12 protein-coding genes are annotated in these 16,980 nt (G+C 59.2%); 4 read left to right on the top strand and 8 right to left on the bottom strand.

Annotated features, from left to right (window positions below; translation table 11 throughout):
• The first annotated feature begins 1 nt into the window (after nt 1).
• Genes CD351_RS09880 through cysK form a run of 3 tightly spaced genes read left to right on the top strand, consistent with a single transcriptional unit; the run spans nt 2 to nt 2,660 of the window.
• Complete coding sequence (locus CD351_RS09880; protein WP_111992493.1) at nt 2-340, top strand: PilZ domain-containing protein; 339 nt, start codon at nt 2-4, stop codon at nt 338-340.
• A gap of 38 nt (nt 341-378) precedes the next feature.
• Nucleotides 379-1,743 (top strand): MFS transporter, encoded by a 1,365-nt coding sequence (locus CD351_RS09875; protein ID WP_369880234.1) that lies wholly within the window; start codon nt 379-381, stop codon nt 1,741-1,743.
• Nucleotides 1,740-2,660 (top strand): cysteine synthase A, encoded by a 921-nt coding sequence (cysK, locus tag CD351_RS09870; RefSeq protein WP_111992492.1) that lies wholly within the window; start codon nt 1,740-1,742, stop codon nt 2,658-2,660. The genes CD351_RS09875 and cysK overlap by 4 nt, the downstream gene beginning before the upstream one ends.
• Before the next feature lie 30 nt (nt 2,661-2,690).
• Here cysK and CD351_RS09865 read toward each other — a convergent pair whose 3' ends face one another.
• The 5 genes from CD351_RS09865 to CD351_RS09845 form a co-directional block, all read right to left on the bottom strand.
• A complete protein-coding gene (locus tag CD351_RS09865) occupies nt 2,691-5,690 on the bottom strand; it encodes a VCBS repeat-containing protein (RefSeq protein ID WP_111992491.1) in 3,000 nt (999 codons plus the stop codon).
• Between the two features lie 379 nt (nt 5,691-6,069).
• Nucleotides 6,070-7,875 carry an acyl-CoA dehydrogenase C-terminal domain-containing protein gene (locus CD351_RS09860; RefSeq protein WP_111992490.1) on the bottom strand — a complete coding sequence of 602 codons (1,806 nt, stop codon included), beginning with the start codon at nt 7,873-7,875 and terminating at the stop codon, nt 6,070-6,072.
• Nucleotides 7,876-7,929: 54 nt separating this feature from the next.
• A complete protein-coding gene (locus CD351_RS09855; RefSeq protein WP_111992489.1) occupies nt 7,930-8,415 on the bottom strand; it encodes a MerR family DNA-binding transcriptional regulator in 486 nt (161 codons plus the stop codon).
• 62 nt (nt 8,416-8,477) lie between these two features.
• On the bottom strand, nt 8,478-8,876 hold the full coding sequence (gene hisI, locus CD351_RS09850; protein WP_369880232.1) for a phosphoribosyl-AMP cyclohydrolase: 399 nt from the start codon (nt 8,874-8,876) through the stop codon (nt 8,478-8,480).
• A 407-nt stretch (nt 8,877-9,283) separates the two neighbouring features.
• On the bottom strand, nt 9,284-10,051 hold the full coding sequence (locus tag CD351_RS09845) for a ComF family protein (RefSeq protein ID WP_111992487.1): 768 nt from the start codon (nt 10,049-10,051) through the stop codon (nt 9,284-9,286).
• Nucleotides 10,052-10,107: 56 nt separating this feature from the next.
• Here CD351_RS09845 and CD351_RS09840 point away from each other — a divergent pair, with 56 nt between their 5' ends.
• On the top strand, nt 10,108-10,863 hold the full coding sequence (locus CD351_RS09840) for a methyltransferase (protein WP_111992486.1): 756 nt from the start codon (nt 10,108-10,110) through the stop codon (nt 10,861-10,863).
• On the opposite strand, the gene ppdK is transcribed toward CD351_RS09840, so the two are convergent.
• The 3 genes from ppdK to CD351_RS09825 all read right to left on the bottom strand — a co-directional run bounded on the left by ppdK (nt 10,860) and on the right by CD351_RS09825 (nt 16,708).
• Nucleotides 10,860-13,526, bottom strand: coding sequence for a pyruvate, phosphate dikinase (ppdK, locus tag CD351_RS09835; RefSeq protein WP_111992485.1), 2,667 nt, complete (start codon nt 13,524-13,526; stop codon nt 10,860-10,862). The genes CD351_RS09840 and ppdK overlap by 4 nt on opposite strands.
• Before the next feature lie 108 nt (nt 13,527-13,634).
• A complete protein-coding gene (gene glyS, locus CD351_RS09830) occupies nt 13,635-15,839 on the bottom strand; it encodes a glycine--tRNA ligase subunit beta (RefSeq protein ID WP_111992484.1) in 2,205 nt (734 codons plus the stop codon).
• Complete coding sequence (locus CD351_RS09825; protein ID WP_111993695.1) at nt 15,839-16,708, bottom strand: glycine--tRNA ligase subunit alpha; 870 nt, start codon at nt 16,706-16,708, stop codon at nt 15,839-15,841. Before CD351_RS09825 ends, glyS begins: the two co-directional genes overlap by 1 nt.
• Between the last annotated feature and the right edge of the window lie 272 nt (nt 16,709-16,980).

The raw sequence follows: 16,980 nt of genomic DNA, 5'->3' as shown, positions 1-16,980 counted from the left end.
TGTGACGGCAGGAGCTAATCTGAGTGTTACTGACCTGCGCCGGGCTGCGCGGCATCCGGTCGACTTTCCAGTTATTGTTGAGCATTTCTCGAATGGCGACCTGAATCTTCACGTCTGCAATATCTCTGCGCACGGCTTCATGGTCGATGACTCGCATTCGCTCAGCCGAGGCGACCGGGTAATCATTCGCCTCCCCGTGGTTGGACGGATCGAAGCGTACGTTATCTGGACCCGTGATGAGCGCGCCGGTTTCCAGTTCGAGCGGATCATTCGCCTCGACGATTTCGTCGCCATTATTGACACGCTTCAGCCTAATCCGCGCCTGCGTCGCAATCGCTGATCTAAACCGCTTCTTCACGAGACATTAGCAGCCCTCACTTGGCAGCGGTCAAAGCGCCTGCCATTGGGCGCTTCGTGACCGACGTCGAACCCACCGATCAGTTGCACCCTTTCAAGGTGCACAATTTCCGCTGCTATTGGCTGAGCCGCCTGGCGATGACACTCGCGCAATATGCGATGCTGCTCATCATCGGTTGGCAAACCTATAACATTGCCCGCGATGCGGGGATGAACATTGCTGAGGCGTCGGGGCAACTGGCGCTTATCGGACTGCTTCAGTTCCTCCCGCTGTTCGTTCTCACACCGTTTTCCGGTCTTGCCGCAGATCGGTTCGATCGCCGCTCGCTCGGTCGGCTTACAGTTTTCCTGCAATTGCTTTGTGCGGCGGGACTGGGGTGGACAACCTGGTCGGGGGCCATTGGCCTTCCCATCCTTTACGGTATCGCCATCGTTCTTGGCATCGCTCGCGGTTTTGCCGGGCCTGCGCTATCCGCGCTGGCACCCAACCTCGTGCCAAAGGCGATCCTGCCCACGGCCATCGCCCTGTCATCGATTGCCTGGCAGGTGGGCATGATCGGAGGTCCGGCACTTGGCGGATACCTCTATGCCATCGAACCTGCCCTTCCCTATTTCGTAGCAACAGGTCTGTTCGTCGTCTCGATGATCGCGCTCACCATGATTGGCAAAGTGCCACAGCCTGCGGTTCGCAAGGATCAGAGGCCAATCGGCGCGATTGTCGATGGCATGCGATACGTGGTGCAGAACAAGATGGTGCTGGGAGCGATCACGCTTGACCTCTTCGCCGTCTTCCTCGCCGGAGCGACAGCCCTCTTCCCGGTTTACGCGCGAGATATCCTCCAGGTTGGCGAAACAGGCCTCAGCCAGCTTGCCATGGCGCCGGCAGTCGGTGCCGCGATCACAGCAGCGTGGTTCTCTTTCCGCCCCATTGAAAGCAATGTCGGGCCCAAAATGCTCTGGTCGGTCGCTGTCTTCGGGGTTGCGACAATTGTATTCGGCCTGTCGACTTCGATGCCGCTCAGTCTCGCGATGCTATTCATCGTGGGGGCCGCCGATATGTTCAGCGTCTATATCCGCCAATCACTGATCCAGTTGCACACCCCGGACGACAAGCGTGGGCGGGTATCTTCGGTTTCGCTGCTCACCATCAGCGCGTCTAACGAAGGCGGCGATTTCTTCTCGGGCACTTTGGCCTTTCTTATCGGTCCGGTTGCCGCCGTGGTCGCAGGCGGAGTGGGCGCGATTGTAACCGTTGCCGCCTGGAGCCGAATATTCCCCGCACTCAGGACGACGAAAACCTTTGATCCGCCAAGTGATCTGACAGACAATAGCGATCTGCTAGAAGAGCAAGAAGAACGGAAATCGGCAGGAGGCCAGACGACATGAAAGCCAACAGCATTCTCGAGACCATCGGCAACACCCCGCACATTCGCCTGTCGCGCATGTTTCCCGATCATGAGGTCTGGCTTAAGTCCGAGCGCGCCAATCCCGGCGGCTCGATCAAGGATCGCATCGCGCTCGCGATGGTCGAAGATGCCGAAGCCTCTGGCGCGCTGAAGCCGGGTGGCACCATCGTCGAACCTACCAGCGGAAACACCGGTATCGGTCTTGCCATGGTCGCGGCGGTCAAAGGCTACACGCTTGTTCTCGTCATGCCCGAATCCATGTCGATCGAGCGTCGCCGGTTGATGCTGGCTTATGGTGCGACATTTGACCTCACGCCCAAGGAAAAGGGCATGAAAGGCGCCATCGAGCGAGCAACTGCAATCGTTGAGACGACTGAAGGCGCATGGATGCCCAGCCAGTTTGACAACAGCGCAAATCCCGCGGTTCACGCCCGCACCACGGCCAAGGAAATCCTCGCCGACTTCGCTGACAATCCTATCGACGTGATGATCACCGGCGTTGGAACCGGCGGTCACCTCACCGGCTGCGCTGAGGAAATCAAGAAAAGCTGGCCCGACTTCAAGGCCTATGCTGTCGAACCCGTCGGCTCTCCGGTTATCAGCGGCGGTGAGCCCGGTCCTCACCCGATCCAGGGCATCGGCGCAGGCTTCATTCCCGGCAACCTGCACACCAACACCATTGACGGGGCGATCAAGGTCGATCCCGAAGACGCCAAGGAAATGGCCCGCCGCGCCGCACGCGAAGAAGGAATGCTGATCGGCATCTCCAGCGGGGCAACGCTGGCGGCTATCGCACAGAAACTGCCTGACCTCGCCGCTGGCACCCGGATCATGGGCTTCAATTACGACACGGGCGAGCGTTACCTGTCCGTACCGGAATTCCTGCCGGTGGAGTAAGTCGAGAAGCCTCGCACCAGCAAGGCCGTCCTATGGGCGTCGTTTCCATATCATAAGAGTCTCGGCATCGCTTGCTGCGGAAGTTTTGCACGGGCCGGCGATGTAGTCGGTCTGGGTCAGATGCCAGTTTCCTAGCACGTCATCATAAGGGTGCAGTGCGTGGCAGACAGTCGGTCTGCTTTCATCGACTTCGAGCACGCCGATACCCCAACGACTGTTCACCACGATCTGATGCTTGTCGTTTCCGCGCATTCGTACCGCGGCGCGAGAATAGTTCTGCGCAGGATTGAATCGCCATCCGCCATAACGCTCGCCCTCGGAAAGCTTCGCGGCCACCGTCAGCCGATCGTTGGACAGTTTCAGGATGAACCAGGCATCGTTCTGTGCGAGGACCATCGCATCCTGGTTTCCGCCAAGAAAACGTCCAGTGTGACGGAACTGGCTTCGGTTGCTCAGGATGCAACCATTTCCAAGATCACTGTCCCAAGCATGCATGGCGATGGATTTTAGGCCGCCATTTGCGTGTTTCAGAATGCCGATACCCCAGTCGCTCCGGATCATTATCTCGTCGCTGCCATCCCCGTCGAAATCCGCGATGCTAACGACCCGGTTGCGCGAGCTGTCGAGCACCCATGATCCCAATCGGTCACCCGTTTTGCGCATGGCAATGTCGCGATTGTGTTCGAGCGAAAGCAAGCCGATGCCCCAACCGCTTGAGACGAGCACCTCGTCATGACCATCGCCGTCGAAATCTCCGATGCCTCGATAAACAGTTTTCGCGACATCATAGACCCAGCCTCCGATCCGAGTGCCCGATTCATAGGTCCGGGTCGACGTCATACTGTTACCAGACTGGCTCAAGACGCCCATGCCCCACGAACTCGTCACAAGCAGTTGGTCGCGCCGCCTGTCGGTCAGATGACCGGTAGCTCTGATCGAATCGCGCCCCCGGTTTACTGTCGCATCCCAGCGCCACTGGCCGAACCAAGTATCTCTTTCAGCAACTGTGAGAGCGGTCCATCGCGTGCCATCGTGCTTGACTATCGCTATGCCCCAGTCACTCTGTACGGCTATGCTATCCTGGCCCGAGCCGTCGTAGTTCCCTGTGCCTTTGTGGCGATCACGTGAAGAATCGAAGTTCCAGGCACCGATCCACGCCTGAGTCGGATGGATCACCTCGTCCCTGATCTCGCTTCCTTCTAGAGAAAGTAGACCGAGACCGTTCTTGTTGCTGAGCCGCAAGGTCCAATCGCCCGTGATGCTCCAGAAATACGCGCGCTTATTCTGGACGACCACAGGTGCCAGCGCCGCATCGCCCGCTTGCAAATCGTAATAATGCCGCCAGGCGTTGCCGAAGTTTGCCCGTGTTCCTGTACCAAGCCCGGCGCCCATACCTCTCGGTGCGTCGTTGAAGGTTTTTGCGCGCGACAAAAGCGCAACCGCGCTCGATCCGAACAGGATTCCTTCGGCATTCTGCCACGGCGCGTAATACTTGCTATAGTGAGTGTGGCTGTGCGTGCCTTCTACGGTATTCACGTCGCAGCCGCCGTGAATCATCAGGCAGCCCGGAGCATCCTTGTTTGTTCCATGTTGGAACAAAGTGCGGTGGATCGTCCAATCGACGATCTTACCCTGGCCTTCGAAGCTGGGTCGAAAAGCGCCGCTTTCGTATTTCCACCGAAAGGGAGAGCCGCCGCATGCGGATTGCAACTCATCAGGTTCGTAGTCCCCATCGAACTCTGATATTTGCCAGTTCGAGTGGGCGATGATGTACTTGAACGCGGGAGGTGTCTTGAGGAAATCGACATAATCCTTGGGACTTGCCTGATCGACCGTAACATCGCGACCGAAGTTTGTTGCCGCCTCTTTGAGAACGCCGAGATAGTTCGCCGCCGAAAAGTCGGAAGTCCCTGAGATGACACCAGCCTGCAATTCATGATGTGACCAACCGCCAATTCGGAAGCGGTGATTTCGATCAAAGTATTGATTGTACAGACGGCGCTCGAGCAATGGATTGAACGAAGTGAACATGGCGCGCTGGTTTGCTGGCACCAAATTGGGATCTGTGCTTGGAACCACATTCGGATCGCCCTGAGGGTCGACGAAACGTTCCCCGTTGGTGCCTTGCTTCCGCGCACTAGGATCATAGGCAATGTTGCTCGCATCGATTCTCGACACACTGATATCCGGTCGTGCTGTGACATTGACCGAGCTGCGATCCTCGGGCGCAACTTCGGGATGAGGCAGCGGAGTGCGCACTCTCACAATAAGCTGCGGATTGGCATTATCGTCACGCCTGAGCACCGTGAAGTTCGCATCGTCGACGTAGAAGCAATCCTTGAACGTCAGCTTGCCGGTCTTGTAGTCGTTCGAGGTAAAGGTGCAGTCCAGGATCGTCTCTCCGTTGCGCCAACCGTCTCCCATGTCGCTGGTGGCATTGGCCAGCCAGGCCTCGATCTCAACTTCCTTGTGATACAGCCGCTCCCACTGACCTGTCAGATCCGCAAGAACGATCTCGGAGCGACGCGAAACTGATTCCGGCACGATCGTCAGGTGGGGCGTACCTCCGGTCCAGGGAGGACTGGCATTTCCGTGCGGAGAGGCCCAGGACCACCGGCGGACAAGCGATGCTTCGGGGAAAGAACCAACAAGCACCACGCCCTCAAACCTCGGGAATGCTTCCCGAATATCGATCAGGAAACGGCGCAAGGCGAGAAGAGTCAGACCATCTTTATGATCGACACCATCGTAGAGATCGGCACGGATGAAGCGGGTATGCATTCCCTCCGCTCGAAGGTCTCCTTTAAACCTTTCGAGCCGCGAGAGCAGATCTTGATCCGGCGTCTCTCCATCGATCGCATCAAGGATACGCGATTCCACTAAGACCAGAACAAGACGGCCACCATTAGGCGGCTGATCTTCAGGCTCCTCGAAATCAAGATAGGTAAGGGAATTGATGTCAGCATCATCGCCGGACTTCAAAGAAAAGCCAGCATAGCGGTCCATAATCTGCTTGACGATATCAGCCATAGGTTCCTCCCATCGACCGCAATCGTCGTTTCAAATAGTTTTTCAGTATTGGACGGAGGCGACAACAATTTTGGCAGTCATAATACAGACTTATTAGCCAAATTCATTTGCGAATGGAGCCATTTTTAACTGTCATTAACTTACTTGTCTGTTCATAGCCTTTGAATTCATGGCCCTCGGCCTATCACTGGCTAAGGTTGAATCGATCCTAGAACCCTCGACTCAGCTTCGAGTATTTCGTTCTGCTGACGAGAGCCCGTCTATCCTCGCGGTCAGCAACGGACTCGCCAAATCTAGTGGAAGCTCGCCTGCCCAGCGGACAAAAGAAGAGGTCCGGTTCCCCCCAGAACCGGACCTCGGTGACGACTTCAGTAATCCGTCAAGCTGCGGTGGCAAATGCCTCTTCCGGGAGCGCCATCAAATTGTCGCTGCCAGCTTCAAGCTTGCGCCGCAGAGCCCCTGCATCGGGCAAAAAGCGCTCTGCGTAATAGGACGCAGACGTCATTTTTGCCTCATAGAACGCTTTATCTTCGGTCCCGGCTTCCAAAGTCGCCTGTGCGACCTTGGCCATCTTGAGCCAGAAGAAGCCGAGCGTCACGATGCCCATGATGTGCATGTAGTGGTGCGCGCCTGCGCCGAGGTGGTTCGGGTTCGCCATGGCATTCTGCATGAACCACATGGTCGCCTGCTTCTGCTCACCCAATGCCTTTTCGAGCTTTTCGGCGAGCGGGGCGAGGGCCTCATTGCCCTTGGCTTCCGAAATCTCGTCGTCGAGCATCTTGAAGAAGGCCTGGATTGCGCGGCCACCCTTGCTGGCAAGCTTGCGACCGCAAAGGTCCATCGCCTGCACGCCGTTGGTGCCTTCGTAGATCATCGCGATACGCGCGTCGCGCACGAACTGCTCCATGCCCCACTCGCTAATGTAGCCGTGGCCGCCATAGACTTGCTGCATGTTGTTGGCGATGTCGTAGCCCTTGTCGGTGCCGTAGCCCTTAATAACCGGGGTCATCAGGCCGATAAGATCGTCAGCGAGTTGGCGCTCTTCTTCGGTCTGGGCCTTATGCGTCAGATCAACCTGAAGCGCGCCCCACAGGCACAGTGCACGCATGCCTTCGTTGAAAACCTTCGCATCCATCAGCATCCGGCGCACGTCAGGGTGCACGAAAATGGGGTCAGCCTTTGCATCCTTGTCAGCAGGTCCGGTCAGAGCGCGGCCCTGACGACGATCGAGCGCGTAAGCAACGCCGTTCTGATAGGAGACTTCCGCCTGAGCGAGCCCTTGAATACCGACGCCAAGGCGCGCGGCGTTCATCATCACGAACATGGCGGCAAGGCCCTTGTTCTCTTCGCCGACCATGTAACCGGTGGCCTCGTCGTAATTGAGAACACAGGTGGAGTTGCCATGAATGCCCATCTTCTTCTCGATGGAGCCGCAGACAACGCCGTTGCGCTCACCGGGTTCGCCGTTTTCATCGAGAAGGTACTTGGGCACGATGAAGAGCGAGATGCCCTTCGCGCTGTCCGGAGCGCCCGGCGTCTTCGCGAGAACGAGGTGGATGATGTTGCTGGTGAGGTCGTGCTCGCCTGCAGAGATGAAGATCTTGGTGCCGGTGATCTTGTAACTACCATCGGCCTGCGGTTCGGCCTTTGTGCGGATCATGCCCAGATCGGTGCCGCAATGCGGTTCGGTCAGATTCATGGTGCCGGACCATTCGCCAGAGATCATCTTGGGAAGGTACGTATCCTTCTGCTCCTGCGAACCCGCCGCCTCGATAGCAGCGGTCGCACCGTTGGTGAGGCCGGGATACATGCCGAAGGCCTGGTTGGCGGCGGCGGTGAATTCCTCGACTACGAAACCGAGCACGTGCGGCAAGTTCTGGCCGCCAAATTCTTCCGGTTTGGCGAGCGTGCCCCAGCCTGCTTCCACATAGGCGTCATAGGCTTCCTTGAAGCCCGGAGGCGTGGTCACACTGCCGTCTTCGTGACGGGTGCAGCCATGTTCATCACCAGCCTGGTTGATCGGGGCGAGAACTTCCGAACAGAATTTGCCCGCTTCATTCACGACCGTGTCGATCATGTCGGTGGTCGCGTTCTCGAAACCGGGAAGGTTGCCATAGCTTGCAAGGTCCAGCATTTCGTTGACGACGAAACGGGTGTCACGAGTAGGGGCGGTATAGGTTGGCATCAATTGATCCCTTGTGCTGAGCGGTTTTAACTTGGGTAAGGTGTATCGGAATGATCAGCCCAGACTGAGCTGTTCAATCTCGCTAACGAAACTGGTCAGTTCCTTGATCGAACTGTCAATGTCGGCGCGCTGGGCCTTGAGCTTGGCGATATGCGCCTTGCACTTTTCGACCGTTACCCGGCGCTGTTCGACACGCCCATCATCGAGGTCGTAAAGGTCGATCATCTCGCGGATTTCGGTAAGGCTAAACCCGACATTCTTGGCCCGCATGATCCAAGCAAGGCGCGCCCGGTCACGCTTTGAGTAGACGCGCGTCAACCCCACGCGAGCGGGACTGATAAGACCTTCATCCTCGTAAAAACGAAGCGCGCGTGCGGTGCAGCCGAACTCTGAAGTGAGATCGGAGATCGTGAACTGTTCGCGTTCGAGTTTATCTGGCCGGTCGAGATGAGCGCCATTGCGACGCTGTCTTTCACTCGCCGGTTTTGAGGCAGCACCGATGCCGGTGCCTTTTGTATCGTGTTCAGGTGCAGAAGCCATTTCTCATGGCTACTTTACCTTTACGTGAACGTCAAGGTCTAACGCGAACGGGAAGCCCAGCCCTACTGGGCCCGCGACAATGCCCTTTCATCCGGCGCAGTCGGGTCGAGTTTCCGGTAGAAGCAACTCCTCTCGCCGGTATGGCAAGTCGGCCCCGCTGGCGTCGCATAGATCACCAGAGCATCCTGATCGCAGTCCACCCGAATCTCGTCGACCGAGAGGAAATGACCCGACGTTTCACCTTTCAGCCAAAGCGACGAGCGCGAACGTGACCAGAAGTGCACTCTGCCAGTCTCCCTCGTTTTTTGAAGCGCCTCTGCATTCATGAACGCCACCACGAGCACTTCCTTGGTTCGCGAATCAATAACGACCGAAGTGAGCAACCCTGAGGCGTCAAACTTCGGCGCGAAAACGGAGCCCTGCTCAATCTGTTGGGTGGAAAGTGAATCGGGGTCAGGCAAGAATCGTCTCCGGAAAATCAGGAATCTGTCCATAGCAGCGGCAAGCGGTTCGTCCCATGCGACAGAATGTTGCAGGATAACAACATAGGCGCATCAAAATAGGACAAAGCTCAGGTTTCGACTTCCGAAAGATGAACTTGAGTGGAACAACGAGGTCATTGAGCGTTTCGGCGCTCTTCCACCGAACACCGGCGCGTAAGTGTCAGGTTCAGGGGGTGGTCGATCAAAACCAACAGCGGGGTGTTGGACTGGTCGATTGAACGATGAGGGACAAGGTCCTGATGGCGAAGTTAGGGGGTCGCCATCTGAGCTCGTAGAGCGGATCTGAACCATTTCGTCACGTGGCGCCCGGGGTCTTAATGGCCTCGGGCGTTTCGCTTTTTCAGAGCCTTAAACCCGATCACCCCCTACGCCGAAATGCCGCCATCAGCGACACGTGCGAAGCAGGCAACGCGAACGGATGCTGCCCCCGCGTCCATCAAGGCCTTGGCGCATGCATTGCTTGTCGCCCCACTTGTGAGCACGTCATCGACGAGGATTACATGCCTGCCTTTGATCACTGGTCTTGCGCCACTCTGGGCTGCAATCGCTCCCGATAAGGCATCGGAGCGCTCTTTGATCCCGAGACCTCCAAGACTTGGCGTGCGCTTTGATCGAACCAACCCGTCGACCAACAGCTCTCCCTTTCCACGCTTGGCAAGCTCGCTTGCAAGCAGCGCCGCCTGATTGAACCCGCGCGACCATAATCGCCAGCGATGCAGCGGCACCGGGACGAGCAACGGAATGTTGTCTGTTTCAGGAGGCATTCTTGAGGCGATCAGGTCTGCCAGAAGCGGTGCCAGCGAAATCTTTCCGCCGTGCTTCAGTGCGAGGATGAGCTTACGCGATGCATCGTTATAAAGGCTTGCCGCGATGATGCCGTCATGAATCGGCGGCTCTTTCGCGCAGGCAAAGCAACATGTGGACTTCGAGGCCGCCGCCGAGCCCATCGGACGCTGGCAGCTTTCGCAGGCAGGTTCGCCAGGCACTTCGATCTCGGACCAGCATTCGCTGCAGAGTCCGCTTTGCGACGCTAGCGCCGTCCCGCACAACGGACATCGCGGCGGGTAGACCAGGTCTACCACCGGGCTCAGCCCTTCTTTCAGACTGGTGCTGAGTTGCGACCTCCACCCCATCGAAAGCAGACTGCACCTCTTGCGCCGAAGACACAAGCACGGCAGGGGGTCGCGCGATGACTTCGCCCCAGGTTCCCCGCATATTTGATCGCAAACTGGCTGCTGCAAAATGGGCCCGCGCTCGCTTTCGTCAAAGCAGGGCGTCCGGCGCGAGCTATCTCTATGACACGGTCGCGGATGACATCGACGACCGCCTCGACTTCATGCGGTTCAAGCCAAGCGGAGCGATGGTTGTCGGCGATGCAACCGGCACCTTGACGCGAGCGCTTGAGGCGCAAGGCGCTGATTGCACCACAATGCAGCTGGGCGAGTTTGACGAGGAGAAGCCCAGCGCCTTTGAGGCTTACGATCTGATCTTGCACCTGCTGGGCCTCGGCACCGTCAACGATCTGCCCGGTGCGCTGATCCATGCTCGCAATGCGTTGCGGGAAGGAGGTCTGTTCATCGGGGCGTTTCCCGGCTCCGGATCGCTCCCGGCGCTGCGCCAGATCTCGCTTGCAGCAGACGCTGACAGGCCGGCACCAAGGATGCATCCGCTTGTCGACTTGCGCGGTGCGACAGGCCTCATGGAGCGTGCTCTGTTCAAGAGGCAGGTGGTCGACAGCTATCCCGTCAATGTCCGCTTCGGATCGCTCAGGCGCATGATCGAGGACTTGCGCGACCACGGGCTGACCCGTTCGCTCAACACCCCTGCCCCGCAGCTTACGCGCGATTGGCTGGCGCGCGCCGAAGCGGCGTTCGATGACCTGAGAGACGAGGACGGGAAGGTCACGGAAACCTTCGAAACCCTCGTCCTGACAGGCTGGCGCTAACCTTTCAGCGCTGCCTGCGCCGCGGCTAGTCTGGCGATTGGCACGCGGTATGGTGATGCACTGACATAGTCGAGGCCAACCTTCTCGCAGAATGCGATCGAAGCCGGGTCGCCGCCATGCTCTCCGCAGATGCCTAGCTTGATGTCGGCACGCGTGGCCCTGCCCCGCTCCGCTGCCAGCTCCACCAACTGACCAACGCCGTCAATGTCGAGGCTGACGAACGGATCGCGCGGGAAGATACCTTTGTCGACGTAAGGTGCAAGGAAGCGTGCCGAATCGTCGCGGCTCACACCCAGCGTGGTCTGGGTCAGGTCGTTCGTTCCGAAGCTGAAGAACGCGCCCTCTTCCGCGATCTCGCCCGCCATCAGCGCGGCGCGCGGCAATTCGATCATGGTTCCCACCAGATACTCGACCCTAGCGCCCTTCTCTGCGAAGACCTCCGCAGCAACCTTGTCCACCAGAGCGCGCAACAGCTGAAGCTCGCGCTTGGTTGCGACCAGCGGGATCATCACTTCTGGGATTGGCGCTTCGCCGCTTGCGGCTTCCACGTCGCACGCCGCCTCGAAGATGGCGCGCGCCTGCATCTCGTAGATTTCGGGATAGGTGATCCCCAGACGACAGCCGCGATGGCCCAGCATCGGGTTGAATTCGTGCAACTCGCCCGCGCGGCGCTTTAGGTGATCGACGCCCAGCCCCGTAGCATCGGCGAGATCCTCGAATTCGGCGTCTTGCGTGGGGAGGAACTCGTGCAGCGGCGGATCGAGAAGGCGGATCGTACAAGGCAGCCCCGCCATCGCTTCGAAGATCGCTGTGAAGTCCGCGCGCTGCTCAGGCAGCAGCATGTCGAGCGCCTTTCGACGTCCGCGCTCGTCTTCGGCAAGGATCATCTGGCGCACCGCGCTGATGCGTGAGGCGTCGAAGAACATGTGCTCGGTCCGGCAAAGGCCGATGCCCTCTGCGCCGAATTGGCGAGCCATCGCGCAGTCCGCCGGAGTCTCCGCGTTGGTGCGCACACCCATGCGGCGCAGCGCGTCGGCCCACTCCATCAGAACACCGAAGTCGCCCGCAAGTTCGGGTTCGACCGTCGGTACGATACCCATCATCACCTGGCCGTTTGCGCCATCAAGGGTGATCTCGTCACCCTCCTTCATCTCGGTTGATCCGATCCGAAGGGTCCGGCTCTTGCGATCTATCGACACGCCGCTTGCGCCCGATACGCACGGACGACCCATGCCGCGAGCGACAACGGCGGCGTGTGACGTCATGCCGCCACGCGCGGTCAGGATGCCTTGCGCGGCGTGCATGCCGTGGATGTCTTCCGGGCTGGTTTCGACGCGGACAAGGATGACCTTGTCACCGCGGTTCGCCCACTGCTCCGCCGTATCAGCATCGAGCACGATCTTGCCGGCAGCAGCGCCCGGCGACGCAGGCAGGCCGGTGACAAGCACATCGCGCGGTGCATCGGGGTCAAGCGTCGGGTGGAGCAGTTGATCCAGCGCCATGGGATCGACGCGGCGAACCGCCTCCTCGCGATCGATCAGGCCTTCGCCTTCCATATCGACCGCCATCTTGAGCGCTGCTTTCGCCGTGCGTTTGCCCGAGCGGGTTTGAAGCATCCAGAGCTTGCCGCGCTCGACGGTGAACTCGATGTCCTGCATGTCCTTGTAGTGACCCTCAAGCAAGTCGAACACGCGGGCAAGCTCGCCATAAGCATCCGGCATTGCCTCTTCCATCGACAGCGGCTTTGCCCCCGCCGCATCGCGCGCAGCCTTGGTCAGATATTGCGGCGTGCGAATGCCGGCGACCACGTCCTCGCCCTGTGCGTTGATGAGGTACTCGCCGTAATATGCGCGCTCACCGGTGGCGGGATCGCGGGTGAAGGCGACGCCGGTGGCGCTGGTTTCGCCCATATTGCCGAACACCATCGCTTGCACGTTTACTGCCGTGCCCCAGTCGGCGGGGATGTCGTTGAGGCGGCGATAGACCTTGGCGCGGTCCGAATCCCAGCTGTCGAACACGGCGCGGATCGCGCCCCATAGCTGTTCGTTCACATCCTGCGGGAACGGCTTGCCAAGCTCTTCGTCAACGATGCCCTTGAACTGGCCGACGATCCCTCGCCAGTCGTCGGCGCTGAGTTCGGTGTCGTTGTAGAAGCCGTTGTCTTCCTTGACGATTTCCAGCGCCTCTTCGAACAGGCCGTGATCGAGGCCCAGCACAACGTCCGAGTACATCTGGATGAAACGGCGATAGCTATCCCATGCGAAGCGGTCGTCTCCGCTGGTCTTGGCAAGGCCTTCGACCGTGTCGTCGTTAAGGCCAAGGTTCAGCACGGTGTCCATCATCCCCGGCATCGACACACGTGCGCCCGATCGGACCGACACGAGCAGCGGATCGGCTGCATTGCCGAAGGTCTTGCCAACCGACGCCTCGATATGAGCGAGCGCTTCCGTCACCTCGCCGCGCAGTTCTTCGCGGAATTCCTCACCGTCTTGCAGATAGCGCACGCTTTCCTCGGTGGTGATGGTGAAGCCCGGAGGTACCGGCAGACCGATCGAAGCCATCTCCGCCAGGTTCGCGCCCTTGCCTCCCGTGATCGTCTTGTCCCGCTGGCGAGGGTCATCGTGAGCGGCGGCTCCGCCGAAAGGGTACACGGTGGTGGTCATAGAAAGGCCCTTTGTGGGGTCGTGTTACAGGGTAACATGGACCGCATGTTACACGGTCCTGAGAGAAAAACCGGCAGCTGCGCGAAAAGGTCCGAAACCGCCATGGGCTCAGCCTTCGATCCGGCTGAAATCGGCGACTTGGCCAACGGCTGACGTGAAGCGGGCGAGCAGGTCGAGGCGAGCGGCGCGTTTGTTCTCGTCATCGTCATTGACCGTCACCCCGCCGAAGAAAGCGTCAATAGGCGCGCGCAGGGTTGCAAGCGCCGCCATGGCATCCTCGAAACGCTCTTCACTGACTGCGGCGGCGGCTTTGGGCGCGGCAGCATCGAGCGCATCGATCAGAGCCTTTTCGGCAGGTTCGGGCGAGTAGGAAACCTCTTTCGTTTCCCACTCCTCTTTCTTCAGGATGTTGGCCGCGCGTTTGTAGCCGGCGAGAAGGTTGGTGCCGTTTTCGGTTTCGACGAAGGCTTGAAGTTCATTTGACTTTTGTCGAAGTCTAACAAGATCATCATCACGGCCATTAAATGCCGCTTCTATGATATCGTGTCGGATTCCCTCGGCGCGTTGCTGAACGTTGAAGCGCTCGAGAATGAACCAGTGCAAACCTGCTCTTCCAGAAGCAATCTCTGAGAAAAGATCAGAAGCAATGTCGTCTTTGAGTGCTTGCTTCTCAATCGACTCTTGTGATTTATCACGGTCGAATCCGACCACTGCCGTCATGTATTCAAATGTGTCATCGACGCTGAAGCGCAGGCCGTTCTCTAAGGTCGTGCGAATCACCGCAAGTGCGGCTCTGCGGAGGGCAAACGGGTCTTTCGATCCCGTGGGCTTCTCATCAATTGCGAAGAAGCACATCAACGTGTCCATCTTGTCCGCCAGTGATACCGCCACAGTCACCGGCGTAGTCGGCACTTCATCACCCTGCCCAACCGGCTTGTAGTGATCACGTATGGCGTCAGAGACTTCTTGCGGTTGACCTTCCTTCTCGGCGTAATACCCGCCCATCAACCCCTGCAGCTCCGGAAACTCGCCAACCATTTCGGTGACGAGATCGGCCTTGCACAACCGCGCAGCCTGTTCGGCCAGGTCAGCCAGTTCCTCTTTCGTCACCCCGGCCCCCGAGCCGGGGTCCCGCTTTTCGTCTGCGATGTCGGAAGTAGCGGGACGCCGGATCAAGTCCGGGGTGACGATATCCTCTTCGACCAACCACCGCGCCAGCTTCGCGACCCGGTCCACCTTGTCGGCCACCGTGCCCAGCTTTTCATGGAAGGTGATCCGCTCCAGCCCCTTGGCGTGTTCGGCGAGGGTTTTCTTCTGGTCCAATTCCCAAAAGAACCGCGCATCCGCCAACCGCGCGGCGAGGACCTTGCGGTTGCCGTCGACTACCACTGCCGGATCGACCGAAGCCAGGTTTGCAGTGCAGATGAAAGCGTTCGCGAGTTTGCCGTCAGCGTCCTCGCACACGAAATACTTCTGGTTCACGCGGGCGGTGAGCTGGATGACCTCGGGCGGCACGTCGAGGAAAGCCTCGTCGAAACGGCCCAGCAGCGGAACCGGCCATTCGGTAAGGCCAGCGTTCTCGATCACCAGCCCTTCGTCTTCGACCAGCTTGAGGCCAGCGTCCGCAGCCGCCTTACTCGCGCCATCGCGGATGATGCTCGCGCGTTCCTCGTGGTCGACGATCACGTATTCGTCGCGCAGGCGCGATGCGTAGTCGTCGGCATCGTCAATTGCGATACCGCCGTCCGAGTGGAAACGGTGGCCAAACGTGACCCGCCCGCTTGCCATGCCATCTGTGACGCACGGAACGACTTCGCCATCAAGCAGTGCGACAATGCCCGAAAGCGGGCGCACCCAGCGCGTGCTCTCGCTGCTGATCGAGGCATCACCCCAGCGCATCGACTTGGGCCATGAGAAATCGCCGATGATCGTCGGGATCGCTGCGGCGAGGAGGTCGGCGACAGCCTGACCCGGCCTTTCGATCACGGCGAACCAAGTCGCGCGGCCCTTGACCTCGCGTTCTTCGAGCTGATCTCGGGTCACGCCGTTCTTGCGGCAGAAGCCATCGACCGCCTGATCGGGCGCGCCGACCGGAGGGCCCTTGGCCTCTTCGCGCACGGCGTCTGTCTCTTTCGGCAGGTCCCGCGCAATCAGCGCAAGGCGGCGCGGGGTGGACCAGATGATGAGCTCGCCAATCGCGACACCGGCGGCTTCCATTTCGCGGCGGAACAGCTTGTCGAGTTCCTTGCGCGCACCAGCTTGCATACGCGCCGGAATTTCCTCGCAGCGCAATTCGAGCAGGAAATCGGCCATCAGACGAGGCTCCAATCCGGATATTGCGCTTCCCATCTGGGCCGCATCAGCTCGGCATATTTCTGACACGAAGAACGCGCGAGGTCGCGGACGCGGCCCATATAGCTCGCACGCTCCTGTACGCTGATCACGCCGCGCGCCTGCAGCAGGTTGAAAACATGGCTCGCCTCGATAGCCTGTTCGTAAGCGGCGATGGGCACGTCATTATCAAGCGCATTGCGGCACTCGGTCTCGGCCTTGGCGAAAAGGTCGAACAGGCCATCGGTGTCAGCGACTTCGAAGTTCCACTTCGACATCTGCTTCTCGTTTTCGAGGAACACCTCGCCATACGATGTGCCGCGACCGTTGAAGTTCAGCTCATACACGTTGTCGACGCCCTGAATGTACATGGCGAGACGTTCGAGCCCGTAGGTGAGTTCGCCCGCGACAGGCTTGCAGTCGAAACCGCCCATTTGCTGGAAATAGGTGAACTGGGTGACTTCCATCCCGTCGCACCAGACCTCCCAGCCCAGCCCCCACGCGCCAAGCGTGGGCGATTCCCAGTCATCCTCGACAAAGCGGATGTCGTGCTTGAGCGGGTCGATCCCGATCGCCTTGAGGCTGTCAAGATAGAGTTCCTGAATGTCGCTGGGCGATGGTTTCAGGATCACCTGGTACTGGTAATAGTGCTGGAGCCGGTTGGGGTTTTCGCCGTAGCGCCCATCGGTCGGGCGGCGGCAAGGCTGCACGAAGGCGGCATTCCACGGCTCAGGGCCGAGCGCGCGCAGGGTTGTCGCGGTGTGAAACGTCCCTGCCCCCATGCGCATGTCGTAGGGCTGCAGAATGACGCAGCCATTGGCCGACCAGAAGTCGTGCAGCGTCAGGATCATGTCCTGAAAGGACGTGCGAGGATCGCGGGTTGGTGAACCCGATTCGTCCAGCGCCGATTTGGTCTCCGATTCCATGGCGCGGCAATGGCTCAAGGCCCATGCGGGGTCAATGCCGCAGCGCAGCATCAACCAGTTTTGCACACGGCAAAACCGCTCATTTCTGCGGGTTTCGTAAGGTCAGCATGACCAAATGTAAGGTCATGTTGACATGGTCAGCGAATCGCGACATAAAGTAAGGGCAACCTGACATTCCGGAAGGTTGTTGTGACAAA

It is taken from the genome of Erythrobacter sp. KY5 (assembly GCF_003264115.1).
Classification (GTDB): Bacteria; Pseudomonadota; Alphaproteobacteria; order Sphingomonadales; family Sphingomonadaceae; genus Erythrobacter.
This window is presented reverse-complemented; position numbering and strand designations above follow the sequence as displayed.